24 protein-coding genes are annotated in these 25,810 nt (G+C 61.2%); 11 read left to right on the top strand and 13 right to left on the bottom strand.

Annotated elements, in window-relative coordinates:
• Positions 1–84 precede the first annotated feature (84 nt).
• On the top strand, positions 85–3,384 hold the full coding sequence (locus tag AC1RRC_RS07885; protein WP_493054738.1) for a bifunctional diguanylate cyclase/phosphodiesterase: 3,300 nt from the start codon (positions 85–87) through the stop codon (positions 3,382–3,384).
• A gap of 17 nt (positions 3,385–3,401) precedes the next feature.
• Here the strand turns inward: AC1RRC_RS07885 and xth are convergent, their stop codons facing one another.
• Positions 3,402–4,169 (bottom strand): exodeoxyribonuclease III, encoded by a 768-nt coding sequence (gene xth, locus AC1RRC_RS07880; RefSeq protein WP_493054737.1) that lies wholly within the window; start codon positions 4,167–4,169, stop codon positions 3,402–3,404.
• Between the two features lie 339 nt (positions 4,170–4,508).
• On the opposite strand from xth, the gene AC1RRC_RS07875 reads away from it, so the two are divergent.
• The 3 genes from AC1RRC_RS07875 to AC1RRC_RS07865 are packed head-to-tail and all read left to right on the top strand — an operon-like array spanning position 4,509 to position 5,873.
• The gene (locus tag AC1RRC_RS07875; protein WP_493054736.1) at positions 4,509–4,922 is read left to right on the top strand and encodes a phiTE_015 family protein; all 414 of its coding nucleotides are present in this window, start codon (positions 4,509–4,511) and stop codon (positions 4,920–4,922) included.
• Entirely contained in the window at positions 4,922–5,410 is a 489-nt protein-coding gene (locus AC1RRC_RS07870; RefSeq protein ID WP_493054735.1) for a CreA family protein, read from the top strand. The genes AC1RRC_RS07875 and AC1RRC_RS07870 overlap by 1 nt, the downstream gene beginning before the upstream one ends.
• A 7-nt stretch (positions 5,411–5,417) precedes the next feature.
• The gene (locus tag AC1RRC_RS07865) at positions 5,418–5,873 is read left to right on the top strand and encodes a hypothetical protein (RefSeq protein ID WP_493054734.1); all 456 of its coding nucleotides are present in this window, start codon (positions 5,418–5,420) and stop codon (positions 5,871–5,873) included.
• An 82-nt stretch (positions 5,874–5,955) separates the two neighbouring features.
• Here AC1RRC_RS07865 and AC1RRC_RS07860 read toward each other — a convergent pair whose 3' ends face one another.
• Positions 5,956–7,446 carry a leucyl aminopeptidase gene (locus AC1RRC_RS07860; RefSeq protein WP_493054733.1) on the bottom strand — a complete coding sequence of 497 codons (1,491 nt, stop codon included), beginning with the start codon at positions 7,444–7,446 and terminating at the stop codon, positions 5,956–5,958.
• Positions 7,447–7,564: 118 nt separating this feature from the next.
• Between AC1RRC_RS07860 and lptF the strand changes: the two genes are divergently transcribed.
• The 3 genes from lptF to AC1RRC_RS07845 are packed head-to-tail and all read left to right on the top strand — an operon-like array spanning position 7,565 to position 10,264.
• Positions 7,565–8,701, top strand: coding sequence for an LPS export ABC transporter permease LptF (gene lptF, locus AC1RRC_RS07855; protein WP_493054732.1), 1,137 nt, complete (start codon positions 7,565–7,567; stop codon positions 8,699–8,701).
• Positions 8,701–9,870: an LPS export ABC transporter permease LptG gene (lptG, locus tag AC1RRC_RS07850; protein ID WP_493054731.1), complete on the top strand. Its 1,170-nt coding sequence runs from the start codon at positions 8,701–8,703 to the stop codon at positions 9,868–9,870. The genes lptF and lptG overlap by 1 nt, the downstream gene beginning before the upstream one ends.
• A gap of 13 nt (positions 9,871–9,883) precedes the next feature.
• The gene (locus AC1RRC_RS07845) at positions 9,884–10,264 is read left to right on the top strand and encodes a sirohydrochlorin chelatase (RefSeq protein ID WP_493054730.1); all 381 of its coding nucleotides are present in this window, start codon (positions 9,884–9,886) and stop codon (positions 10,262–10,264) included.
• Positions 10,265–10,376: 112 nt separating this feature from the next.
• Here AC1RRC_RS07845 and AC1RRC_RS07840 read toward each other — a convergent pair whose 3' ends face one another.
• From AC1RRC_RS07840 to AC1RRC_RS07805, 8 genes are all read right to left on the bottom strand, one after another.
• A complete protein-coding gene (locus AC1RRC_RS07840; RefSeq protein ID WP_493054729.1) occupies positions 10,377–11,117 on the bottom strand; it encodes a hypothetical protein in 741 nt (246 codons plus the stop codon).
• A 37-nt stretch (positions 11,118–11,154) separates the two neighbouring features.
• The gene (locus AC1RRC_RS07835; RefSeq protein WP_493054728.1) at positions 11,155–13,227 is read right to left on the bottom strand and encodes a M13 family metallopeptidase; all 2,073 of its coding nucleotides are present in this window, start codon (positions 13,225–13,227) and stop codon (positions 11,155–11,157) included.
• Between the two features lie 59 nt (positions 13,228–13,286).
• A complete protein-coding gene (gene cobA, locus AC1RRC_RS07830; protein ID WP_493054727.1) occupies positions 13,287–14,021 on the bottom strand; it encodes a uroporphyrinogen-III C-methyltransferase in 735 nt (244 codons plus the stop codon).
• A 120-nt stretch (positions 14,022–14,141) separates the two neighbouring features.
• The gene (locus AC1RRC_RS07825) at positions 14,142–15,461 is read right to left on the bottom strand and encodes a sulfate adenylyltransferase subunit 1 (RefSeq protein WP_493054726.1); all 1,320 of its coding nucleotides are present in this window, start codon (positions 15,459–15,461) and stop codon (positions 14,142–14,144) included.
• Positions 15,461–16,408: a sulfate adenylyltransferase subunit CysD gene (gene cysD / locus AC1RRC_RS07820; protein WP_493054725.1), complete on the bottom strand. Its 948-nt coding sequence runs from the start codon at positions 16,406–16,408 to the stop codon at positions 15,461–15,463. The genes AC1RRC_RS07825 and cysD overlap by 1 nt, the downstream gene beginning before the upstream one ends.
• A 34-nt stretch (positions 16,409–16,442) precedes the next feature.
• On the bottom strand, positions 16,443–17,159 hold the full coding sequence (locus tag AC1RRC_RS07815) for a phosphoadenylyl-sulfate reductase (RefSeq protein WP_493054724.1): 717 nt from the start codon (positions 17,157–17,159) through the stop codon (positions 16,443–16,445).
• A 9-nt stretch (positions 17,160–17,168) separates the two neighbouring features.
• Complete coding sequence (locus AC1RRC_RS07810; protein WP_493054723.1) at positions 17,169–17,723, bottom strand: DUF934 domain-containing protein; 555 nt, start codon at positions 17,721–17,723, stop codon at positions 17,169–17,171.
• A complete protein-coding gene (locus AC1RRC_RS07805) occupies positions 17,716–19,404 on the bottom strand; it encodes a nitrite/sulfite reductase (RefSeq protein ID WP_493054722.1) in 1,689 nt (562 codons plus the stop codon). The genes AC1RRC_RS07810 and AC1RRC_RS07805 overlap by 8 nt, the downstream gene beginning before the upstream one ends.
• 228 nt (positions 19,405–19,632) lie before the next feature.
• Between AC1RRC_RS07805 and AC1RRC_RS07800 the strand changes: the two genes are divergently transcribed.
• The 3 genes from AC1RRC_RS07800 to AC1RRC_RS07790 all read left to right on the top strand — a co-directional run bounded on the left by AC1RRC_RS07800 (position 19,633) and on the right by AC1RRC_RS07790 (position 22,440).
• On the top strand, positions 19,633–20,574 hold the full coding sequence (locus tag AC1RRC_RS07800) for a CysB family HTH-type transcriptional regulator (RefSeq protein WP_493054721.1): 942 nt from the start codon (positions 19,633–19,635) through the stop codon (positions 20,572–20,574).
• Positions 20,571–21,218 carry a class I SAM-dependent methyltransferase gene (locus tag AC1RRC_RS07795; protein ID WP_493054720.1) on the top strand — a complete coding sequence of 216 codons (648 nt, stop codon included), beginning with the start codon at positions 20,571–20,573 and terminating at the stop codon, positions 21,216–21,218. The genes AC1RRC_RS07800 and AC1RRC_RS07795 overlap by 4 nt, the downstream gene beginning before the upstream one ends.
• Before the next feature lie 148 nt (positions 21,219–21,366).
• A complete protein-coding gene (locus AC1RRC_RS07790; protein ID WP_493054719.1) occupies positions 21,367–22,440 on the top strand; it encodes a porin in 1,074 nt (357 codons plus the stop codon).
• 71 nt (positions 22,441–22,511) lie between these two features.
• On the opposite strand, the gene AC1RRC_RS07785 is transcribed toward AC1RRC_RS07790, so the two are convergent.
• The 3 genes from AC1RRC_RS07785 to AC1RRC_RS07775 all read right to left on the bottom strand — a co-directional run bounded on the left by AC1RRC_RS07785 (position 22,512) and on the right by AC1RRC_RS07775 (position 25,524).
• On the bottom strand, positions 22,512–23,240 hold the full coding sequence (locus AC1RRC_RS07785; RefSeq protein ID WP_493054718.1) for a sensor histidine kinase: 729 nt from the start codon (positions 23,238–23,240) through the stop codon (positions 22,512–22,514).
• 129 nt (positions 23,241–23,369) lie between these two features.
• On the bottom strand, positions 23,370–24,149 hold the full coding sequence (locus AC1RRC_RS07780) for a LytR/AlgR family response regulator transcription factor (RefSeq protein ID WP_493054717.1): 780 nt from the start codon (positions 24,147–24,149) through the stop codon (positions 23,370–23,372).
• A 55-nt stretch (positions 24,150–24,204) separates the two neighbouring features.
• Positions 24,205–25,524 (bottom strand): sensor histidine kinase, encoded by a 1,320-nt coding sequence (locus AC1RRC_RS07775; RefSeq protein WP_493054716.1) that lies wholly within the window; start codon positions 25,522–25,524, stop codon positions 24,205–24,207.
• Positions 25,525–25,527: 3 nt separating this feature from the next.
• On the opposite strand from AC1RRC_RS07775, the gene AC1RRC_RS07770 reads away from it, so the two are divergent.
• The coding region (locus AC1RRC_RS07770; protein ID WP_493054715.1) for a hypothetical protein at positions 25,528–25,810 on the top strand (283 nt) is incomplete at its 3' end.

Raw genomic sequence — 25,810 nt, 5'->3', positions numbered from 1 at the left:
TTAGCGTGGGATTGTGGTTATGATCTGGCAACGACGCTGCCTGCTCCAGATGGGTGGCGTTTTTTACAAGGTGCCCAGGTGTTAATGAACGCTGTTCCAGCCCATCCTGAATCCGTGGCATTTGCCCTGCAACTGGCGGGGCTGCCAGCCTGCGCGTGCGACGCGGAAGGCAGGATCGTGGCGGCCAGCGAAGAACTCGATGCGTTGCTGGGGCAGCCGCAGGCCGGCCGCGCGCTGGCCGACTTGTGGGCGCGCCATGTGGCAGCCGACAGCCAGGCGCTATTCATGGCGGCGCTGCATCAGTCGCAAGTGCCGGCTCAGTCGCCACGGGCCGCAAACCGCCAATGGGAAAGCTGCATCGCCGCCAGCGATGGCCAGTATGTGGCCGTGCAAGCGCGTTTGAAACCGCTGCCGCCAGGCGTGCTGCCGGGCGGCGCGATGGTGGTGTTCCACGATATCGGCGTGTTCCAGCGCGATCAGCGCGCGCTGCGCAAGGCGCTGCTGGAACAGCAGGCGATCCTGGAAAACGCGGCGGTCGGCATCATTTTCGGCAAGGCCGGCTACATCCTCGAATGCAATATCCGCGCGGCGGAAATGTTCGGCTATGCGCGCCATGAGCTGGAAGGGGAAAGCGGCAATATCCTGTATCCCAGCGACGAGGCGCGCATCGAACTGATCGAGGCATCGCGCCCGCTGATGGAGCAGGGTATTTCATTTCGCACCGAGACCCAGCTGCGCCGCAACGGCGGCGAATTGTTCTGGGCCCGGGTCTATGGCCGTGCGCTCGATCCCTCCGAGATGGCCGAAGGCACGGTGTGGATCATCGAAGATATCGGTGAACAGAAAGAAGCGGAAGAATCGATGCAGCAGCTGGTGCTGGAACAGCGCGCCATCCTCGACAACGCATCGGTCGGCATCCTGTTCACCCGGCAGCGCGCCATGTTGACCTGCAACCCGCGCTTCGCCGACATGTTTGGCTATACGCGCGAAGACATGTATGGCCGTGCGGCGGTGGAGCTGTTCGTGTCGCCCGAAGTCTACGGGCAATTCGGCGCCGAAGCAGGGCCTGTGCTGGGCGCGGGCTTGCCGTTCGAAAAAAAGGAAATGCAATTCCGCCGCAAGGATGGTGCGCTGATCTGGTGCCGGGTACGGGCCCAGGCCGTCAGCAAGGTCAAGGATGGCGGCACCATCTGGATCATGGAAGACATCACGCAGTCGCGCCAGACGCAGATGGAAGTCGAAGCCATCATGACCAATGCGTCGATTTCCATCCTGTTCACCAAGAATCGCATCATCACCCGCTATAACCGGGGCTTTGGCGACATGTTCCGCTATGACGGCGACGAAGGCCTGGAGATGCCCGGCTATTCGCTGTACCCGACAATGGAAGCGTACGAACAACTGGGCGCCGCGGCCGGCCCGCTGCTGGCGCAAGGTAAGCCATTCCAGACCGAAGTGGAAATGCGGCGCAAGGACGACACCACGTTCTGGGCCCAGCTGATCGCCTATGTCGTCAATCCGGAGGATCCGAGCCAGGGCACCATCTGGATCGTCGAAGACCGCACGGAGCACAAGCAGGCGGAAGAATCGCTGCGCAATGCGCTGCTGGAAAATGAAGCGATCCTGGATTCCGCCGTGCTGGGGATTTCCGTTTGTGAAAACGGCTATAACCTGCGCTGCAACCGCAAAATGGAAGAATTGTTTGGCTATGCCGCAGGAGAAATGTCCAACCTCAGCGTGCAGGCGTTCTATGCCGACCGCGCCGGCTGGGATGCGGCGCGCCAGGAAACCGCGCGCGACTTCGAAGCGGGCCGCGTCAATAAATCCGAGCATCTGCTGGTGCGCAAGGATGGCAGCCGGTTCTGGGCCCGCCTGTCGGGCCGGCCGTTCGACCTGACCCAGCCGAAAGGGCGTTCGGTCTGGCTGGTCGATGACATCACCGAGCGGCGCGCCGCCGATGAAGCTTTGATCCGGGCGCGGGACGAACTGGAAGTGCGCGTACTGGAGCGCACTGCGGAACTGGCGGGCGCCAATGCGCTGCTGCAGGGCGAAATCGTCGAGCGGCGCCAGGCCGAGGCGCGGGTGCACCACATGGCCTACCACGACAGCCTGACCGGCTTGCCGAACCGCGCGCTGCTGGCGGACCGCCTGGACCGCGCGATGCTGGCGGCGCAGCGTTCGGACCGGCGCCTGGCCGTCATGTTCCTCGACCTCGACCGCTTCAAGACCATCAACGATTCGCTCGGCCACATGACGGGCGATCAGTTGTTGAAGGAAGTGGCGAGCCGCCTGTGCCGCGCGGTGCGCGCCAGCGATACCGTGGCGCGCCTGGGCGGCGATGAATTCGTGGTGCTGGTGCCGGGCATCCGCTCCACCGATGAAGTGGCGCGGGTGGCGGAAAAAATCATTGAAGCGCTGGCCGCGCCGTTCCCGCTGGAAGGGCGCATGCTGCACATCACGCCGTCGATCGGCATCTGCATCTATCCGGATGATGGCACCGACGTGGAAACCCTGATGCGCCATGCGGACGGCGCCATGTATCACGCCAAGGCGGCGGGCCGTAACAATTACCAGTTCTTTACGCAGAAAATGAACCTGGCGGCGGCCCAGCACTTTGAACTGGAAAGCAATTTGCGCAGCGCGCTGGCGCTGGGCCAGTTCGAGCCGCATTTCCAGCCGATTATCGATATCGCCACGCGCCGCGTCCACACGATGGAAGTGCTGCTGCGCTGGCGCCGTCCGGCCCAGGGCCTGGTGATGCCGGACAGCTTTATCCCGCTGATCGAGGAAAACGGCTTGATCGTGCCGATCGGCGAATGGGTGATGCGGCGCGCGTGCGAGCAAAGCATGGAATGGCAGCGCATGGGACTGGAGCCGGTGCCGCTGGCAGTGAACCTGTCGCCACGCCAGTTCATGCACCGCGGGCTGGTCGATTCGATCCGCCGCATCCTCGATGAAACCGGCATCGATCCGTCGCTGATTGAATTCGAGATCACGGAAACCGCGCTGATGCAGCACGGCGAACATACGATGGAAATCCTGGGGCAGATCAATGCGATGGGCATCCGCCTGTCGATCGATGATTTCGGCACCGGTTATTCCAGCCTGGCCTACCTGAAGCGCTTCCCGGTGAAGAAGATCAAGATCGACCGCGCGTTCATCAAGGACCTGGAAGACAGCGCGGAAGACCGCGCCATCGTGGCCGCCATCATTGCGCTGTCGGACAGTTTGCAGTTATCGGTGGTGGCGGAAGGGGTGGAGACCGAAGAGCAGTTTGCACTGTTGCAGCAGCAGGGCTGCCAGTATGCGCAGGGTTACCTGTTCTCGCAGCCGGTGCCCCGCCAGAATGCGGTGCACCTGCTGGAGCGGCGGGCGGCCGCATAAATTCCGGGACGCCGCGGTCAGGCGCTCAGCGTGGCGATCACGGGCGCGTGATCGGACGGCTGTTCCCACTTGCGCGGCGCGCGGTCCACCACGCACGACACGCAACGCTTGGCCAGCGGCGCCGACAGCAGGATATGGTCGATACGCAAGCCTTTGTTCTTCTGGAAGCCCAGCATGCGGTAGTCCCACCAGCTGAACGTCTTGTCGGCCTGTTCGAACAGGCGGAAGGAATCGCACAGGCCGAGGTTGAACAGGGCGTCCAGCGCGGTGCGTTCAGGCACCGAGCACAGTACCTGGTCTTTCCAGGCCGCCGGGTCGTGCACGTCGCGGTCATCGGGGGCGATGTTGTAGTCGCCCAGCACGGCCAGGTTCGGATGGACCGCCGCTTCGGCTTCCAGCCAGTCGCGGAACGATTTCAGCCAGCCCAGCTTGTAGTCATATTTGTCGGTGCCCACCGCTTGGCCGTTCGGCACGTAGGCGCAGACGATGCGCATGCCGGCAATGGTGGCGGCCAGGATGCGCTGCTGTACGTCTTCGTAATGGGGATTGTTGACCACCACATCGGCGATCGGGTGCTTCGACAGGATGGCGACGCCGTTATAGGTTTTCTGGCCGCTGTAGACCACGTGGTAGCCTGCCGCTTCGATGGCAGCGACGGGAAACTTGTCGTCGGTTAATTTTGTTTCTTGAATACACAGGACGTCGACGGGATTTTCCTCGAGCCACTTCAAAACATGGGGCAAACGGACGTTCAGGGAATTTACATTCCACGTGGCTAATTTCATGAGGGAATCCTATCGTGTTGGCAAGTTTTTCTCGTGGACGGCATTATACGTGCTGGACAAACAGCAAGGTTGTGCGTCCCATACGACGAAACGTGTTGCAAAATGTAACAACAATAAAAAAAATTGCCGTTAATGCTTCATAGTTATCAAATTGGTACTAAGATTCCATAAACGGTTGCCGTAAATCGAAATATACTTATAGTTGTCAGGGTAGGAACTGGATTTTTTCTTAAGTAACATTTTCGAGACAAATGTGTTGAGGTGCGTCAAGTAATGGTACTATTGGGAAATAGTTGTTAAACAGTGAATTCATGCGTGAAGCATTGGTAAAGGACTAAAATGCGATCTGCATTCGAAGCATGGGCGCAGCGTGACGGACACATTGTCCGCCGCCGCGAAGACAAACCGGAAGAGTATCTGGTCTTTGAAACGCAACGCCGCTGGGTAATCTGGCAAGCGGCGCTGGAACACGGTAAAGCGCCTGCGGGACGCAAAACGGCTGCGAAGGATGTTGCCGAGAAGCCCGCGATGGCACGCCCCGGCGTACAGCGCCCTCCTGTGATTGAACAGGACCAGGCGGCCATGCGTAACCAGGTACTCAATGAAGTCCTGGCTGCGTTTATGAGCCTCGATGGCGAATCCGGCATGGACGATATCCGCAAGGTGATTCAAAACCTGCGTATGGGTTCCTCGTCGCAACCGGCAGTCGGCGCACCCGCGCGTAAAACCGACAGCAAGGCGGCCGAGCGCTGATGCGCTTGCGGATACGCCAGTGGCAACCAGCTGCCGCAGCGCTGCTGTGGGGGCTTGCCGCCGCCGTTCCGGCCGAAACCATTGGTTCGGTCGATACGGCATTTAAACTGCTTGGCCCTGACCACAAGATCGTGGTCGATGTCTTTGACGACCCGCGCGTCGCGGGTGTCAGCTGCTATCTCTCCCGCGCAAAAACCGGTGGCATCAAAGGCGCCATTGGTCTGGCCGAAGACAAGGCCGATTCCTCCGTCGCTTGCCGCCAGGTGGGAGACCTCAAGTTCAGCGCGCCGCTGCCGTTGCAAGAGGAAGTGTTCACTGAGCGCGCCTCCGTGTTTTTCAAGCATGTACGGGTGGTGCGCATGGTGGATGTGAAGCGCAACGCGCTGGTTTACCTGGTGTATTCGGACCGCCTGGTCGATGGCAGCCCGAAAAACAGCGTGACCGCCGTGCCTGTGCCGGCCAGCCTGCCGGTGCCTGTCCGCCGCTGAGGCTACCATGCCACGTTTTTTGCCCCGGTCCGCCTGGACCGCCTTTGCCGTAGCCGCCGCATCCGTGTTGCTGACGGGGTGCGGCACGCTGACCCAGTCATCCAATCAAACCCTGCTGGTGCAGACTGTGCTCGACTACAGGCCGGTCGATGGTGTTGGCTGTGTGTTGTCGAACGCGGCGGGGCGCTGGTTTGTCATGACGCCGGCCAAAGTCACGGTGAAGAAGGCGGCGGGGCCGCTGCGTGTCGATTGCCGCAAGGATGGCGCCGCGTCCGATGAACTGGTGGGTTCGCGCCAGGACCGTACGCTGTGGGGTAATTACGTGTTCACGGCGGGACTGGGGAATAAGCTGGACCGCGAAACGGGGCGCGGATTTGACTATCCGGGGACGGTCACCGTGGTGCTGACGCGCGATGCGCCGGATCCCCGTTATATGCCGCCCGAAGGCCGGATTGTGTATTAACGGAGGGGCGGCGCCTGCGGCAACCGCAGCGGATAGTAAAAAAGGCGCCTTAGCGCCTTTTTTAACGTCTGTGAGCCGCCGGTCAGCGGTTCAGCAGGTACGTGGTCAGCAATGGTACCGGACGGCCCGTAGCGCCTTTGGCGGCGCCCGACTTCCAGGCGGTTCCGGCGATGTCCACGTGCGCCCACGCATACTTGCGGGTGAAGTTTTCCAGGAATGCCGCCGCCGTGCACGACGCGCCGCCCGGCGAGCCGATATTGGCCAGGTCGGCAAAGTTCGACTTCAGCTGTTCGTTGTACTGCTCGCCGATCGGCAGGCGCCATGCGGTGTCGCCGGTGGCTTTGCCGGCCGTTTGCAGTGCGTCGGCCAGTTTGTTGCCGGCGTCGTCGTCGCGCGCGAACACGCCGCTGTGGTGGTGGCCCAGCGCCACGATGCAGGCGCCCGTCAGGGTTGCGATGTCGATCACGGCGGCCGGATTGAAGCGCTCTGCATAGGTCAGCGCGTCGCACAGGACCAGGCGGCCTTCGGCGTCGGTGTTCAGGATTTCAATGGTCAGGCCGTTCATCGAGGTGACGATGTCGCCCGGCTTGGTGGCGCGGCCCGACGGCATGTTTTCGCAGGCTGCGACGATACCGATGACGTTCTGGTCCAGGCCCATTTCGCCGATGGCGCGGAAGGTGCCCAGCACGGACGCGGCGCCGCACATGTCGTATTTCATTTCATCCATGCCCGGACCGGCCTTGATGGAAATGCCGCCGGTGTCGAACGTGATGCCTTTGCCGACCAGTACCACCGGTGCATCCTTGGCCTTGCCGCCCTTGTGCTTGAGCACGATGAACTTCGGCGCCTGCTCGGAGCCGGCTGTGACCGACAGGAAGCTGCCCATCTTCAGGGCTTCGAGCTGTTTGCGGTCCAGGATTTCCACTTCAAACTTGTAGTCCTTGGCCAGCTTCTTGGCGGTGTTGGCCAGGTAAGTCGGGGTGCAGACGTTGGCCGACAGGTTGCCCAGGTCCTTGGTCAGTTCCATGCCGTTGGCGATCGCAATCGCTTGTGCCAGCGCGGTCTTGCTGGCGGCATTGTTCGGCACGGCCAGCGCCAGTTTCTTCACGCCGGCGTAGGCCGGGTCTTTCTTGCTCTTTTGCGTGTCGCTGCGGTATACGGCTTCGCGGCCGGCCTGTACCACGGCGCGGATGGCCCACGCGGTATCGCGGTCTTTCACTTCGGCCATTGGTAATGCGATAATGGCGTCCGCCGCGCCCAGGGTGGAGAGCGCCTTGATCGTGGCCTGCACGCCCGAAGCGAAGCTTTTTTCGCTGACGGCTTCGTCAGGGCCGAGGCCCACCAGCAGCACGCGTTCGGCTTGTGCGCCTTGTACGCCGCGCAGCAGCAGGGTGGTGCCGGCCTTGCCGGTGATGTCGCCGGACTTCAGAGCGGCGGAGATTTCGCCTTTGCCATCGAGGGCTTTTGCCTCAGCGGTCAGCTTCTTGTTTTCATAGACGCCGACAGCCACGCAGCCGGTTTTAGCGGACGTGATGGTGTTTTTGGCGTCGAATGCTTTTATGCTAAAGTCCATTAGATTTCTCCGTGATGTTGCTGTGTTTTCCGATCCGGCCGATACCGGCGAGTAAATAGCTTCGGCTTTTGACCTCTGCTTCTGACTAATTTTTTACCGACCGAATTATAACTTTCGAATGATTTTTCATCGTGCCCTTCAACGCGAGCTGGCGAGTGCGGCCGGGGCCACCTTCACGGTACTGTTCTCCATCAGTGTCACCTGGACCCTGATCACCATCCTCGGCAAAGCCGCCGGCGGTAAAGTGGCGTCCGAAGACGTCATCGCGCTGCTTGCGTTCGCAGCTCTGAATTATCTGCCAACAGTGCTGATCCTCACCAGCTTTATTTCAGTGCTGATGGTGGTGACGCGCACCTACCGCGAGTCCGAGATGGTGGTGTGGTTTGCGTCCGGCCTGAGCCTGGCACGCTGGATCCGCCCGGTGCTGACGTTCGGCATGCCGATCGTGCTGTTGACGGCGCTGCTGGCGTTTTATGCGACGCCGTGGGCCAAGCAAAAGAGCATCGAATACACCGACCGCTTCCAGAAGCGCGAAGACTTGCAGCAAGTGTCGCCCGGCCAGTTCCGCGAATCCGCGTCGAGCAACCGGATCTTCTTTGTCGAAGGCGTGTCCGGCCAGACCGCCGTGGTGCACAACGTGTTCGTCAATACGGTCGATGAAAAGGGCACCGCCGTGGTGGTGGCCAAGGAAGGCTCGATCACCACAAGCGCGGATGGCACGCGCTTCCTGGAATTGAAGAACGGCCGCCGCTACCAGGGCAAGCCTGGCAGCCCGGAATTCCAGACCATGGAATTTGAAAAGTACAGCATGCGCGTGGCCAGCCAGGAAGCGGCCGCCGGTTCCGAACTGAAGGTCGAAGCGATGCCGAGCAGTGAATTGCTGCGCACTCCAGGCGCCTATGCGCAGGCGGAAATCCTGTGGCGCATGTCGGTGCCCATCATGTGCGTATTGCTGCTGTTGCTGGCGATCCCGCTCGGCTTTGTCAATCCCCGCGCCGGCAGTTCGGCCAACCTGATCGTGGCGCTGCTGGTGTTCTTCAGCTACCAGAACCTGATCAAGGTGTTTGAAGCCAGCGTCAAGCAGGGCAAGTACGTGTTCGGCATGGCCTGGTGGCCGCTGCACCTGTTGATCCTGCTGGTGGTGCTGGGCCTGTTTGCCTGGCGCGCCAACGTCAATCATCGCTACCACCCGCGTGCCATGTGGGCCCGCTTCAAGAATGGCGGCGCCCAGGCCCGCACGAAAGGCGGTGCGTAATGTCGGTGCTGCAACGGTATTTCGCGTCGTCGATTGCGCAGGCGGTGGCGTTTTGCATGCTGGCGCTATTGGGGCTGGCGGCGTTCTTTGATTTGACGGGAGAGTTGCCGGACGTCGGCAAGAATGGCTACGGCATCCAGCACGCCTTGCTGTATGTGGCGATCCTGCTGCCGGAGCGGATCTACCGCGTGCTGCCGGTGGCGGCGCTGATCGGCACCATTTATACGATGGCGCAATTCGCCTCGTCGTCGGAATTCACCATCATGCGCGCGGCCGGCATGTCGACGCGCCGCGCGGCCGGCATGCTGTTCCGCGTTGGCATCGTGATCGTGGCGGTGGCCTATATCCTCGGGGAATTCATCGTGCCGCGCACGGCGCCGGTGGCGGAAAAGGTCAAATTGTCGGCGCGCGGCGCCGCCGTGGCGGCGGAATTCCGCTCCGGCCTGTGGACCAAGGACATCATCAAGAGCAGTGGCTTGACGGGCGACGTGCAAGGGTCGCGCTTCTTCAACGTGCGCGAGGCGCGTCCCGATGGCTTGCTGAGCGGCGTCACCTTGTACGAGTTCGACAACAACTTCCGGATGCGCTCACTGATCGAGGCCAAGACCGCCACCTTCCAGGGCAACAGCGTGTGGCGGCTGTATGACGTGACGGAGACCCGTTTCAGTAATCCGGGCCTGACGGCGTCGGGCGGCGTGGCGACGGCGGCCAATCACTTTGGCCAGGAAACCAGCATCATCGATACCGTGAAAGTGGCGACGCGCGATTTCGTTTCAGAAATCACGCCGAAGATCTTGCAGGTGTCGCGGCGCGACCCGGAGCGCATGTCGGCCAACGAGCTGGCCGTGTATACGCGCCACCTGGCGGAAAACAAGCAGGAAACCCACCGCTTCCAAATCGCTTTCTGGAAGAAGCTGATCGACCCGCTGGCGATTTTTGTGCTGATGGCGCTGGCGCTGCCGTTCGCTTACCTGCATACCCGCAGCGGCGGTGTCAGCCTGAAGATTTTCATTGGCGTCATGATCGGTGTGAGCTTCATGCTGGTCAATACCTTGTTCTCGCATATTGGCTTGCTGTCGACCTGGCCGCCGGTGATGACGGCAGCGGCGCCATCGATGGTGTACCTGATGCTGGCAGGCGGCGCCCTGTGGTGGGTGGAGCGGCACTGATGAAGGAAATGATATGACTGCGCGCGCGATGATCCTGTTTGCCCACGGCGCCCGCGCGGCCAGCTGGGCTGCCCCATTCGAGCGCTTGCGCGGCCTGACGCAGGCGCGTTTGCCGGAGGTCGATGTATCGCTGGCGTTCCTGGAATTGATGTCGCCCCGGTTGCCGGAGCGGGTCGATCAGCTCGCGGCCGAAGGCGTGGCTGACATCGCGCTGGTGCCGGTGTTCCTGGGACAGGGCGGGCATGTGCTGCGCGATTTGCCGCTGATGGTCGACGAATTGAAAGTGAAGTATCCGCAAATTCGCTTCACGGTCGCGACGGCGGTGGGCGAAGCCCCGGATGTATTGAATGCAATGGCCGATTACTGCGCTGGAGCGATCGCGCCGAACCCGTAGGGCGGTTTTGCCGAAGGCGAAGCCGCCATGCATATGTCAACGCGGCGCACGCATGGCGGCATTGTCAATGCCGCCCTACGGGTTACGCGCTGCCATGGTGCCATCCTGCGAATCACGCGTCGCCGTCCTGCTCCTGCTGCCTGGCCATGGCCGCCAGGGTCGACCCCGGATTGTCCAGTTCCCGCTGCATAATCGCGCGCAAGCCGTCCGAACGGATGGCGTCCAGCGCCGCTTTCTTCATATTGTCCGCCTCATCCGCCTCGTCCATGCCGCGCAGCACGGCCAGCACCAGCCGCACTTCCTTCGCATAGTTCAGCACAAAGGCCAGCAGGGTCGGCGCCGCCGATGCCGGCTGGCTGGCCAGCGCGTCGGCCGCGCCATTCAGGCGTTCCGCCAGTTGCGCGATGCGCTGTTCCGGCGAGGGCAGGAAGCGGCGGGCCAGCTGGAAGTCTTCGCACTTGACCAGCGCATTCATGGCCAGTTCCGCGCACTGTTCCGCCACGCTGGCGTCGACTGAATCGAGCGCCAGGAACAGTTGGTGCGTGGCCGGGACTTCGCCCAGCGCTTCATTGATGGAGGCCACTTCGCGGAAGCGCTCCACCGAGGCCGCGCCCTGCAGCATGCGCGCCGCTTCCCGGTCGCGGATCGCCTGCAGCGCCGTGCGGGCCGGCGGGAATTGTTCGGCCAGGTAAATCCAGTCGCGCAGCGCAAACGACAGGCGCACGCCATTCCATTCCGGCGACGCTTCCAGCGCATGCTCGTGCAGCCACAGGTGGTCCTTCACCGCATCCTGGAAACGTCCTTCCTGGCGGGCCTGACGGGCGCGTTCAAATACTTCGTTGGGCTGCTGCATGTGACCTCCTGAAAATCGAAGGCGGTATTTTAGCAGCTCACCACACGCGGCATACCTTGCCCGCCGGCTTGGCCATCGCCTGTCCCTGCTTGCACGCAAATGCCTTGGCAAATTCCGGCATATTCACCACCACGCCGTTGACCCGGTATTTACCCGGCGAATGAGGATCGGTGGCGGCGTTGACCCGCAGGCGTTCCGGGCGCTGGCTCTCGCACGTCCATTGCGCATAGCCGACAAAGAAACGCTGTTCCGGCGTCAGGTCATCACGCCTTTCCAAGGTCATGCCCGCGATGTCGGACTTCCACGCCATCCACGCCAGCAGCAGGCCGCCGAGGTCGGCCGCATCTTCACCAAGGGTGAGTTTGCTGTTGATCTTGATGTTGTCGACCACCGTGTATTGCGCATACTGGTCGGTGATGCATTGCGCGCGCTGGTTGAACGCCGCCGCATCTTTCTTGTCCCACCAGTCTTTCAGATTGCCCTGCGCATCGTACTGGCGGCCTTCATCGTCGAAACCGTGGATCAGTTCATGGCCGATGGTGCCGCCGGTATTGCCGTAGTTGGGCGCCGCATCCATTTTTGCATCGTACAGCGGCGGCTGCAGGATCCCGGCCGGGAAGTTAATGTCATTCATTTGCGGGTTGTAATACGCATTGACCGTGGGCGGCGTCATATCCCATTCACTCCGGTCCAGCGGCTTGCCGATCTTGCCCATCTGGCGCCGCGTTTCAAACACCGCGCCATTGATCACGTTGGCGGCGTAATCGTTGCGCGCCACGGTATAGGCGCTGTAGTCGCGCCACTGGTCGGGGTAGCCGATCTTGTTGGCCACCGCGCGCAGTTTTTCGCGGGCGCGGGCCTTGGTCCCGCTGCCCATCCACGTCAATTCATCGATGTCGCGCGCCATGGCTTCTTCGATTTTCTTCGTCATGTGCTGCACCCGCGCCTTCAATTCCGGGCTGAAGGCGCGCGCGACGAATTCCTTTCCCAAGGCTTCACCAAGCTGCTGGTCGACTTGCTGGACGCAGCGCTTCCAGCGCGGCTGCTGTTGCGGCACGCCCAGCAGCGTCTTTTTGTAAAAGCCGAAGCTTTCCTCGTCAAACGCGCGCGACAGATACGGCGACAGGGTGCGCGTGGTTTGCCATGCCAGGTACGCCTTGATGTCCTCCAGCGGCAATGTGCGCAATTGCCGCTCCAGCGCGGCCAGGTAGGCGGGCTGCGTCACATTGAACGTCTCGAGGCTGGCCTGGTCCATGCCGGCCAGGTAGGCATTCCAGTCGAACGATGGCGTCAGCTTTTGCAGGCCCTTGCGGTCCATTTTGTGGAACAGTTTATAGGGGTCGCGCTGGTCCACGCGTGACAGGGACGCTTGGGCCAGCACGGTTTCCAGCCGCAGGATGGCGCTGGCCTGGCGTTTGGCGGCGGCGGGCGCCACGCCGGCCAGTTGCAGCGAGCGGGCCACGTGCGCCACATACTGTTGGCGCATGTCTTTCGAGTTTTTATCGGTTTTCAGGTAATAGTCGCGGTCCGGCAAGCCGGCATTGGCGATCCCGGCATAGGCAATGGTTTGCGACGCGTCCGCCATATCCTGCCCGGCCCCAAAGCCCAGCAAGATGCCGGCGTTGAGTTCGCGGTGCAGGGTGGCCAGCAGCGCGGGTAAATCCTGCTTCGATGGCAGGGCGGCGATTTGCGCCAGGTACACTTGCAACGGCGCCGCGCCGCGCGCCTCGATGGCGGTTTCATCCATGCAGGCGGCAAAGTAATCGCCGATCTTTTGCTGGCTGGCATTGCGGCCTTCCGCCTGCGCGGCCAGCGATTCCAGGATGCCCCACAGGTAGCGCTGGTTATCCTGCGCCACCTTGGCGTACACGCTCCATGCGCTCTGGTCGCCCGGGATCGGATTGTTGCGCATCCAGCCGCCGCAACTGTACTGGTAAAAGTCCTGGCAGGGATCGGCGCTGCGGTCCATGGCGCTGACATCGAGGCCGGGCGTATAGGGCAGGGCGGCTAACGGAGATTCAGGGACTGCAGGGGCCGAGGATGCGGCAGGGGCCTGGGCAAAGGCGACGCTGGCGCACAGGGCCAGTGCGGAAAAGGGGAGGACGCGCATGGAGTTTCGCTGGAGCGGAAACCCCCATTACACTTGATAATTGCCACAAGGGCAAGGTTTCACAGCGACGGATGATCGTCAGGCTGTCCTGGACGTTGCGCCATTGCTTCACCCACCATCACCAGCACCGGGCCGTGGGCCACGGCCAGGCCTTGCGCCAGGTCCGACAGGGTCATGCGCAGGATGCCCTGGTCGGCGCGGCTGACGTTTTCAATCACGACCACCGGGGTTTCCGGACGTCGTCCCTGGGCCAGCAGGCGCTCGGCGGTAATGATGGCTTCACGCCCGCCCATGTATTGCACCAGGGTGTCGCTGTCCGGCATGACGTTGCTGGCGGCATGTTCCGGCGCGGTGGACGACGTGAAGAAGGCCACGCTGCGCGCGATGCCGCGCTTGGTCAATGGCTGCTTGGTGGCGGCGGCCGCCGCCACGGCGGTGGTAATGCCGGGTACGATTTCGACGTCGATGCCGACCGCTTCCAGCGCGCGCAATTCTTCGTCGGCGCGGCCGAACAGCATGGGGTCGCCCCCTTTGAGCCGCACCACCAATTGATATTGCAGCGCCGCCGCGACCAGTTGTTCATTGATGGCGTCCTGCGCCATCGAACGCTGGCCGGAGCGCTTGCCCACGGAAACCTTGACGGCTTGCGGGCACAGTTCCAGCATCTCCCCGGTCACCAGCGCATCGTGCAGCACGATATCGGCTTGCGCCAGCAGCTTTGCACCACGCAAGGTGATCAGGTCCTGGGCGCCGGGGCCGGCGCCGATCAGATAAACCTTCCCGGGGAGTGTCATATGGTCGTTGGCTCAAAATGCGTAGGGCGGTTCGCTTGCGAGCCGCCATGCCCGCGTCGCCACCAGCGCCACGCTGGCACGGCGGCTTGATGAACCCAAGCCGCCCTACGTGTTTCCAAATTACCCGGCGATGCGGATCATGCCCGCAGCAACGGTCTGGTGGGTCACTTCATCGATCAGGATGAAGGCGCCGGTGGCGCGGCTGGCCGTGTAATCGTCGGCGGCCAGCGGCTGCTGCACGGTCAGCGCAATGCGCGCCACGTCGTTCAGCTTCAGGGTCTCGGCATCGCTGCGCTGCTGGGTGTTGATGTCCAGCAGGGACTCGACCTTGGTGATCTTGGCCATGGTTTGCTTGGTGCCGTGCTTGATCCAGTATTTGCGGCGCACGTCCAGCTTGTCTTCCGACAGCCAGCACACATCGGCTTCCACATTTTTCAGCAGCGTGGCCGGGGCATCCGCTTGCGCCAGCACGTCGCCGCGCGAAATGTCGCGGTACTCGTCCAGCAGGATGGTGACCGACTGGCCGGCCGACGCCGACTGCAGGTTGCCATCGAAGGTCACGATTTCCTTGACGGTGGCTTCCACGCCCGACGGTTGCACCACCAGCTTGTCGCCGACCTTCACGCTGCCGGCTTCGATGCGGCCCATGTAGCCGCGGAAGTCGTTGGCTTCGTGGCCGTTGTGGCGCGCCACCAGCTGCACCGGGAAGCGGAATGGCGACTGGTGCGCCTCGTCGTACACCGACAAGCCTTCCAGCAGATCGATCAGGGTCGGACCTTTGTACCACGGCATGTTGCCGCCGGCTTCCACCACGTTGTCGCCGGTCAGCGCCGACAGCGGGATCGTGACGATGTCCTTCAAGCCCAGGGTCGCGGCGAATTCATGGTAAGCCTTGACGATGCGGTCATAGATATCCTGGTCATAGTTCACCAGGTCCATCTTGTTGACGGCGACGATCACGTGCTCGATTTGCAGCAGGTGGGCGATGGTCGAGTGGCGCTTGGTCTGGACCAGCAAGTCAACGCCGCCGTCTTCGCGCAGTTTCACCTTCGACACGTCGACCAGGATGATCACGGCGTCCGCGGTGGAGGCGCCCGTCACCATGTTGCGGGTGTACTGTTCGTGGCCCGGAGTGTCGGCGATGATGAACTTGCGCTTCGGCGTGGCGAAATAGCGGTAGGCGACGTCGATGGTGATGCCCTGTTCGCGTTCCGCTTCCAGGCCGTCCGTCAGCAGCGACAGGTCGATCGTGTCGCCCACGGTGCGCTTGTTCTTGGCGCGCGAGACCGCCGCCAGCTGGTCCGCGAAAATGCCCTTGCTGTCATACAGCAGGCGGCCGATCAGGGTGCTCTTGCCGTCATCGACGGAGCCGGCGGTAATGAAGCGCAGCAGGCTGTGTTGCGCCAGGTGTTCACCGTTGTTTTCAATGCGTGCGTTCATCAGAAGTACCCTGCTTTTTTACGTTTTTCCATGGAGGCTTCGGAGGTCTGGTCGTCCATCCGGGTGGCGCCGCGTTCCGTCACGTCGGTCACTGCGGTTTCAGCGATGATGGCTTCCACCGTTTCCGCATCCGACGACACCGGGCAGGTGCACGAAATGTCACCCACGGTACGGAAACGCACCACTTGGGTTTGCACGGTCTCGCCTTCGCGTGGCGGGGTCAGGTCGGTCAGCGGCACCAGCAAGCCGTTGCGCGGGATCACCTGGCGTTCGTGCGCGAAGTAGATCGGCGGCAGTTCCAGGCGCTCGCGGGCGATGTATTGCCAGACGTCCAGCTCGGTCCAGTTCGAGATCGGGAATACGCGCATGTTTTCACCCGGATGCACGCGGGTGTTATACAAGTCCCACAGTTCCGGACGCTGGGCTTTCGGGTCCCATTGGCCGAATTCATCGCGGAACGAGAAGATCCGTTCCTTGGCACGGGCTTTTTCTTCATCGCGGCGGGCGCCGCCGATGCAGGCGTCAAAGCCGTGTTCAGCGATGGTTTCCAGCAAGGTCACCGCTTGCGCAGCATTGCGGGAATCCGTTTGCGGGTTACGCAGGCGCACCGTACCTTTTTTGATGGAGTCTTCCACCGACCCGACGATCAGGCGCTCGCCCAGTTCGGCCACGCGCTTGTCGCGGAAGGTAATGACTTCCGGGAAGTTGTGGCCGGTATCCACGTGCACCAGCGGGAAGGGGAACTTGCCAGGACGGAAAGCTTTTTCCGCGATGCGCAGCAGTACGACGGAATCCTTGCCGCCAGAGAACAGCAGGGCAGGGTTGGAGCACTCGGCAGCCACTTCGCGCATGATGTGGATGGCTTCGGATTCCAGCGTATCCAGGTGGCGCGCATTGACTTCGGACAGGCCGATGGTCGAAGCGTAACGGTCAACTACAGTATTCATTTTTCTGTACCTATTGTTTTCGCGCGTAAACGTCTTAAGCGTTCACGGATTTGATGCGTACCAGTTTGCCGTCCACGACGTGCAAGCCGCATTCCTTGGAGTCCGGGTTTTCCCACCACCAGCGGCCGGCGCGCACATCTTCGCCAGGTTCGATGGCGCGCGTGCAAGGAGCGCAGCCGATCGATGGGAAACCTTGGTCATGCAACGCATTGTACGGCACGTTATTGCTCTTGATATAGTCCCAGACATCTTGTTCAGACCAGTCCGCCAGCGGATTAAACTTGGTCATGAAGTGGGCTGGATCATCTTCTTCCACCATCAACGAGGTGCGGGTCGCCGCCTGCGCGCGGCGCTGGCCCGTGACCCATGCCTTGTTGCCGGCCAGGGCACGGCCCAGCGGTTCGACCTTGCGGATGCGGCAGCATTCACGGCGCATCTCGACACTGTCGTAAAACGCGTTCAAGCCGTTGTTCGCCACATACGCGTCCACCGCGGCGGTGTCCGGACGGTACAAGGTGATGTCATAGCCATACACTTCCTTGACCTTGTCCACCATGGCCAGGGTTTCCGGGTGCAGGCGGCCGGTTTCCAGTGAAAAGATGCCAATTGGCAACTTATTCTTCAAGATCAGGTCGGTCACCACCATGTCTTCTGCTGCCAGGCTGGAAGCAAACACGGCCGGCGTGAAATCGCGGGCAATACGCTCCAGTGTGGCCGTGCTAGCGGCCACCAATGTACTTAAGTCGCTCATGGTGGCCTCTTAAATGCCGGCGCCGATATCGTTGGTTTCCACCGGGACGCTACGAGCATGGCGACGGAACAGCGGGGATTTCTGGTCAACCGACGCCTGGTAGGTTTCCGAGAAGTCCGACAAGCCTTTCAGCGCATCTTCAATGCTGCGGTCCGGACGGGTGGCGAAGGCGTTGAAGCCCACGCGGCTCATCGAGAACAGCTGGTCGCGCAGCACGTCGCCAATCGCGCGCAATTCGCCGGTGTAGCCGAGGCGCATGCGCAGGTTGTAGGCGATCGACATGCCGCGGCCGTCGGTGAATTTCGGGAAGTCCACGGCCACCACGGCGAAGTTGCCGAACTGGCCCTTCAGGGTTTCCGGACGCTCATCGCTGGCGAACCAGACGCCGATCTGGCCGGTCTGGGCGCGGATCGCCAATTCCTCGTGCTGGGCCAGCCAGGTGGCCAGCGGCACGATGACTTTGCCTGCCGGCACTTCCAGCGCGGCGGCTTCCTGGCCTTCCTCGGCGCGCAACACGAACCAGTCATCGCTGACGATTTCGCGGTTCTTAATGATCTTAGACATATTCATCTTCTCCTACCAGGCGGCCCGCATCGGTGATCGGCGTGGCGTACACAAATTCCTTGAATGGCGCGATACCCAGGCGCTGGGCGGTGTCGACAAAGCGTTCGCCTTCGACGCGCTCCTTGACATACACCTGCAGCAGGCGGCCGATCACTTCCGGCATTTGCAGCGCGGAGAACGACGGGCCGATGATCTTGCCGATCGCGGCGCTGTTGCCTTGCGCACCGCCGATCGACACTTGATACCATTCGCTGCCATCCTTGTCGACGCCGAGGATGCCGATATTGCCCACGTGGTGGTGACCGCAAGCATTGATGCAGCCGGAGATGTTCAGTTCGATCTCGCCGATGTCGTGCTGGTAATCCAGGTTGTCGAAACGTTCCGCAATGGCGGCCGCGATTGGAATCGATTTCGCGTTGGCCAGCGAGCAGAAGTCGCCGCCAGGGCAGCAGATCATGTCGGTCAGCAAGCCGATGTTCGGCGTGGCCAGGCCATGCGCCTTGACTTCCTGCCACAGTGCGAACAGTTTCGACTGCTCTACGTCGGCCAGCACCACGTTTTGTTCGTGGGTGATGCGCAGTTCGCCGAAGCTGTAGCGGTCCGCCATATCGGCCATGAAGTCCATTTGCTCGGCAGTCGCGTCGCCCGGCGGCACACCGGTTTTCTTCACCGACAGCACGACGACTGCGTAGCCGGCCTGCTTGTGGGCCTTGACGTTACGCTTGAGCCAGTTGGCGAACGCTTTGTTCGATGCGGCTTCGGTTTGCTCGATATTGGCCAGTGGCTGGTACGCGTGCGGCTGGAAGTAAGCGATCACGCGCTCCATTTCTTCCAGGGTCAGCGTCTGCGCCGTGTCTTTCAAGTCCACCCATTCTTCCTCGACCTGGCGGGTGAATTCTTCCGCGCCGACGGCTTTCAGCAAGATCTTGATACGGGCCTTGTACTTGTTGTCGCGGCGGCCGTACTGGTTGTACACGCGCATCACGGCTTCGATGTAGGTCAGCAAGTGTTCGCGTGGCAGGAATTCACGGATCACGGTGCCCAGGATCGGCGTCCGGCCCATGCCGCCGCCGACCATGACCTTGAAGCCGATTTCGCCAGCGTCGTTGTGCACCACGGTCAGGCCGATGTCGTGCACGGCGATCGCGGCGCGGTCTTCTTTCGCGCCATTGATGGCGATCTTGAATTTACGCGGCAGCGCGAGGAATTCCGGGTGGAACGTCGACCACTGGCGCAACACTTCCGCATAGGGACGCGGATCGATGATTTCATCGGCGGCCACGCCGGCGTATTCGTCGGACGTCACATTGCGGATGCAGTTGCCCGAAGTCTGGACCGCGTGCATTTCCACCGAGGCCAGGTCGGCCAAGATGTCCGGAGTCTGCTCCAGTTCAATCCAGTTGAACTGGATGTTCTGGCGGGTGGTGAAGTGGCCATAGCCGCGGTCGTACTTGCGGGCGATGTGCGCGAACATGCGCATTTGCTTACTTGCCAGCAAGCCGTATGGCACGGCGATACGCAGCATGTAAGCGTGACGCTGCATGTACAGGCCGTTCTGCAAGCGCAGCGGCAGGAATTCAGCTTCGGTCAACTCGTCTGCGAGGCGGCGGCGTACCTGGTCGCGGTACTGGGCGATGCGCTCACGCACGATGAGATGGTCGTATTGATCGTATTGATACATATCGTTCCTAATAAATTCGCTTGCGCCTGAGGGGTGGAACACCCGGGCTGGCTCTTACAAAGTATCCCCAACTGGCCACAATGGTAATAAACTCCAGCTTTATTCCAAACTACTTAGTCTTTATTTGCTTATATACGTATTGGGCATAAGCATGGGCGTAAAATAGCGTATAGGCATGCCCCTCCAATACCATTGAGCCACTGAGCCCCACACTGAGCCCTAATAAGAATGAACCTTCACCAATTGCGGTTTGTCCGTGAAGCGGTCCGCCAGAACTACAACCTGACGGATGCCGCCAAAGCCCTGTTCACCTCCCAGCCGGGTGTTTCCAAGGCCATCATTGAGCTGGAAGAAGAGTTGGGCGTTGATATTTTTACCCGCCATGGCAAGCGGATCCGGGGACTGACCGAGCCGGGCCGCCTGGTGCTGAGTTCAGTGGAACTGATCATGCAGGAAATCGACAGCCTGAAGCGCATCGGCAAAGAATACGCGGCGCAGGACAGCGGCAGCTTTACGATTGCCACGACCCATACGCAGGCGCGCTATACCTTGCCGAAAGTGGTGCAGGCATTCATGCTGAAATTCCCCAAAGTGCGCTTATCTTTATTGCAAGGCAATCCGCGCCAGATCGCGGAAATGGTGCAGAAAGACCAGGCGGACCTGTGCATTGCCACGGAATCCATTGCCGGAATGGAAAATCTTGTAACGTTGCCATGTTATCAATGGGAGCACGTGGTGGTGGTGCCGCCCGACCATCCGCTGCTGCGCGCCAAGACGATTACCTTGGAAGAGATTGCAGCTTTCCCGCTGATCACCTACGATGGCGCCTTTGCGGGACGCAGCAAGATCGATCATGCGTTCTCGTTGCGGGGTTTGAAGCCGGACGTGCTGCTGGAAGCCATCGACGCGGACGTCATTAAAACCTACGTGGAACTGGGCATGGGCATCGGCATCATTGCCGGCATGGCCTTCGACCCGGAGCGCGACCGTGCGCTGCGCGCCATCCCTGCCGGACACCTGTTCGGCATGAATGTGTCGCGGGTGGCCGTCAAGCAGGGCGCTTATTTACGCTCCTATATTTATACGTTCATAGAACTGCTCGCGCCAACGCTGAACCGCAAGTTGATCGAGCAGGCTATGCATGGAGAGAAAGATACCTACGAATTATGAACACGTTAGAAAAATATTATGCGCAATGCGCCAGCTCGTACGATGCGGTCTACGAGCAGGAAGACCGCCAGGATGACCTGGAAACCTTGCAGGAAGCCGTGGCTGAACTGATGCAGGGCCACAAGGTGCTGGAACTGGCGTGCGGTTCCGGCTACTGGACGGAATTCATCAGCATGGGCGCCGAATCAGTCACCGCCATCGACACCTGCCCGGAAATGCTGGCGCTGGCGGCGGCACGCGATGTCGATCCGGACGTCGTCACGTTCGCGCTGGGCGATGCCCGCACCCTGGACACGATCCCGGCTGGCCAGTTTACGGCCTGCTTCGCGGCAGGGTGGTGGTCGCACGTCGGCCGTGCCGAACAGGACAAATACCTGGCCTTGCTGCGTTCGAAACTGGGCAAGGATGCGCTGCTGGTGCTGATCGACAGCAACCAGGTGGAAGGTGTCAGTGTGCCGATCGCCCGCACGGATGCGGATGGCAACACGTATCAGTTCCGCATCACGCCGCAGGGCGAACGCCTTGAAATCATGAAGAATTACCCGACCGACAGCTGGCTGCGCAAACGCCTGGCCACCGCCGCCCGCGAAGTGCGTACCGAGCGTCTCGGGTACTACTGGCTAGCCACCTGCCGCCTGAAATAACGTCACAATGCCGTAAAAAGCCGGCATCCAGAGTAACTATCTTTCTGCAAATAAATTGCTGATGTCACATTGTTGAAGTATTTGATAGGCATGATTCGCCCCGTCCAGTTTCAGGCGACAACCCTCTCAACTAACAATGGATCATCAAGTGAAAAAACTTACTCTGGCAGCACTGCTCATCGGCGCGTTCTCGGCTCAAGCCCAGGCTCAATCGAACGTGACCATCTACGGTCTGGTCGACGCCGGCCTGGTTCGCGAGAGCGGCGGCGCCGCCGGCAGCCTCACCAAAGTCACCAGCGGCATCGGTGGTCAATCACGCCTCGGTTTCCGTGGTGTTGAAGATCTGGGCAATGGCCTGCAAGCCGTGTTCAACCTGGAAAACGGCTTCAAAGCTGACGACGGCACGATGGACAACACCACCGGCGCCCTGTTCAACCGCCTGGCAACGGTTGGCCTGAAATCCAGGGAAATGGGCTCGCTGACCATCGGCCGCCAGTACACCATGCTGTACAACGCACTGAGCCAGGTGGCCGACCCGTTCGGCGCCGGCTACGCCGGCTCCGCCAAGAACCTGTTCCCGACCGCCGGCGCCAACACCCGCGCCAGCAACTCGATCGTGTACAGCACGCCGTCGTTCTCCGGCTTCACCGTCGATGCGCTGTATGCGCTGGGCGAGCAGGCTGGCAGCAGCACCGCCGGCCGTCAGTTCGGCCTGGGCCTGAACTTCTCGCAAGACGCACTGAACGTGCGCCTGGTCCATAACAACCGCAACCTGGATGTGGTCGGCACCGCGCCGAAAGACAAGGCCAAGAACACGTTGCTGGCCGCCAACTACGACTTCAAAGTCGTCAAAGCGTTCTTCGGCTGGGAAGCCAACAAGGGCGCCGGCAGCTCGGCCGTTCCAGTGGCGAACGCCTTTGGTTTCAAGGTGGCGCCGAAAGCCTCGTCCGACAGCGACAACCTGCTGCTGGGCGCCAGCGTGCCTGTTGGCCCAGGCAATCTGCTGGCGTCGTACACCCGCATGAACGACAAGACCATCAACAACCAGGATGCCAACCAGATCGGCGTGGGCTACCTGTACCCGCTGTCGAAACGCACGTCGACTTACGCCGCCTATGCCCGTATCAAGAACAAGAACGGCGCCGGCTACACCGTTGGCAACAACAACGAAGCTGGTTCGGGCGACAGCGCCTTCAACCTGGGCATCCGCCATTCGTTCTAAGCCGCCGCATCGGGTTTGAATGCCGAAAGCGCCCTGCGGGGCGCTTTTTCGATTGTGGCTGAAGCCGGAACTTATGCTGCAGGCGCGGCTGGCGCAGCGACGTCCGACAGGCCCGGCAGCGGCAGTGAGATGGTGACGCGGGTACCGCCCTGGCCGCGGATCGACATATCACCCCGCAATCCCTGCACCCGCTCGCGCATGCCGATCACCCCCAGTGAATGGGGTTTGCGCAAATCGTCGTCCGTCAATCCGACGCCATCGTCCTCGATCATGATGCGCAGGCATGCGCCGTTGCGCCGCACCGCGACCCGCACCCGGTGCGCCTTGGCATGGCGCGCCACATTGGTCAGCGACTCTTGCACGATGCGGAACACTGCCGTGCTGTAGTGGTCATCGAAACACAGTTCGGATTCCAGTACGTCCAGTTCGCAGCGCAAGGGATTGCGCCGGGCAAAATCCAGGCACAGCGCTTGCAGTGCGAAATACAGGCTGCCGTCATCGAGCGCGCGGGGGCGCAGGTTGCTGGCGATGCGTCGCAGCGACGTGATGGCCGACAACAGCAACTGGTCCATGCTGTGTACTTGCGTCGCCGCCGCATGGGGCAGCGCCGGCTGGCGTTCCAGTAAATTCAAGTCCACCCGCAAGGTCGCCAGCAACTGGCCCAGGTCATCATGCAATTCCCGCGCAATATGGGATCGTTCATCGTCGCGGACAGTTTGCAGCGGGGATGTGTCGGCGGTGCGGCGGCCGATGCTGCGCTCGTTGCGCCGGCCGCGCGAGGGTTTGTTGCGCTGTTCCATGTTGCCCTCCATGCGGCCGGGAATGGGCCGCCATGGTGACAAAGTAGGATAGCGCTGTGTTGCCAGGGTTGATCTGGCGCAGCATCAGGGGAGGGGTGTTGATGAGCGGCAACGCCGCTCATCGCGGGCTTACATTTGTTTGAACAGGTGCAGGAACGAACGCGACACTTCCAGTTTTTCCGGACGCTCCTTGATCATCACCAAGTGACGGCCACGGATATCGCGCGTGACCCCTTCAATGGCGTTCACGTTAACCAGTGTGGCGCGGTGAATTTGCCAGAACAAGTCTGGATCCAGTTCCTCGGCCAGGTCGCGTACGGGCTTGCGGATCAGCGCTTCATATTTGGCGGTCTGCACGCACGTGTATTTTTCATCGGAGCGGAAGAACAGGATTTCTTCCACCGGGATCATGCGCAAATCCTGGCCGATGCTGGCCTGGATCCATTGCAAATACGTTTTCTTCGGCGCACCGATCTTTTCCGCCAGTTGGTTCAGCATGGCGGCCATGCTGGCATTGACGTCGCCGCCTGCGGCGGGTGTGCCGGCCGGTGCGGCCAGGCGGGCTTTCAGGCGCTCGACTGTGATTTGCAGGCGCTCCAGCTCCGGCGGTTTCAAGACGTAATCGATGGCGCCCCGTTCAAAGGCTTCCACCGCATAGGCATCGTAGGCTGTCACGAAGACCACGCGGCTTTTATCGCCGATCACGGCGGCCGCTTCCATGCCGGTTTTGCCCGGCATGCGGATATCGAGGAAGGTGAAGTCCGGATTGAGCTGATCGACCAGTTCGATGGCTTCATCGCCGTTCTTGGCTTCGCCGACGATTTCCAGTTCGGGCCAGACTTGCCCCAGGCGCATACGCAACTGGTCGCGCATCAGGCGTTCGTCATCGGCAATGATTGCTGTTGGCATAATGAAATATTGTTAAAAATACGTTCGGTCATTATTCATGGAATTGGACCGATTATCAATCCGGTTTTTTCGCCGCCAGCGCGTAAGGCACTTCGATCGTGGCAATCACGCCGCTTGGGGAGTTCGGTTCAATGTTCAGCGAACCTTCATTGCCATGCAATAGCTTCAGGCGTTCGCGGATATTGGACAAGCCCAGGCCGGTGCCATCGCTGGGTTTGGCGCCGAAGCCGAGACCGTCATCGGCTACCGTCACATGCAGCTTGTTGTGCGCCACGTGTGCGCGCACCAGCAAGGTGCCGCCTTCCGGTTTGCCTTCCAGGCCGTGCTTGATGGCGTTTTCCACCATGGATTGCAGCATCATGGGCGGGAAGGCGGCGGTGCGCAGGCCTTCGGGAATGCTGAACTCGATCGTCAAGCGTTCTTCCATGCGCATTTTCAGTAGTGCCAGGTAGGCCGCCACCATGTCCGCTTCGCGGCCGAGGTTGGTCACCAGGCTGCTGTCGCGCATTTGCGGCAGCACGGCGCGCAAGTATTTGATCAGGCTGCGCTGCATGGCGGACGCGCGCGGCGGGTCGGTCTCGATCAGGTATTCCACCGACGCCAGGGTGTTGAACAGGAAGTGCGGCTCCACTTGGGCTTGCATCATTTGCATTTTGGCTTCGCTCAGCTGGCGCTGCATGGATTCGCGCTCGGCGGCCGCATTGGCGTACTGGGTTTGTGCTTCCGCCCGTTTCTTGCCGCCCATCAGCGCCTTGGTGCCAAACAGGGCCAGGATCAGCAGGAAAATGAAACTCTTGAACCAGGTCGATGCCTGTTTGTGATAGCGCGACACCTTTTGCTCGGCTGCGTCATCGACGGCTTCTTCGATGGCGTTCGACAATTCTTCGCCGATTTGCGGCGGCAATTCAATATGGACTTCGTCGCCAGGCAGGGCTGGCGCGGCGTGGCCGGGCTTTAACGGCTTGCTCCCGTGTATGGGCGCGGGCGGTGCTGGTTGGGCGGGGGCTGCGGGCGCTTCTGGCGAAACTGGTGGTTCCGGCGCTTCCGGGGTGGCAGGCGCCTCGGCGGATGCGGATTCCTTGCGTGCCTTGTTGCCGCGTGGATTGAAGTGGATGCCGCTGTCATCAATGGTGATGCTGGTGTCGGAATGACGTGCATGTTTCTTGTCGCGCACGATTTGCGCATATTCCTCATCCGGGCCGGACGAGAACAATTCATCTTGCAAGATCGAGGCGGCCATCATCGACAGCGCGGCAAACAGGAAGAATTTCCACCACGATAGCTGGGTTACCCAGGTGGCGGTGGCGTCAAAGCCCCGGTGCAGCCAGCCCAGGATAGTTCTCACGATGTCTTGTGCTTTCGGTTGAGGAAACATCTAGTGCTCTCGGATTTTTCTGATGGTGCAACTGTACGCAAGGCGGGGCGGATACGCCATGGTGTTGCGACAGTCTGCATAAAACGGGGAATGGAAGGAAGAAAAGTTGCGGGCTGTCAAAACTCACCCTTGCCAAACGTGGTGGGGCTTTGCTATAGTTCTGTCCCCGCAGCGCTGCGACGGATCAAACGAAACAGCGATGCAGAACAAGGGGTTGACGAGAATCACGAAACACTAGATAATCTCGCTTCTCTGCTGCTGACGAACAAAACGCTTCGTCAACTAC

It is taken from the genome of Pseudoduganella sp. GW821-FHT12E03, from assembly GCF_058807115.1.
This window is presented reverse-complemented; position numbering and strand designations above follow the sequence as displayed.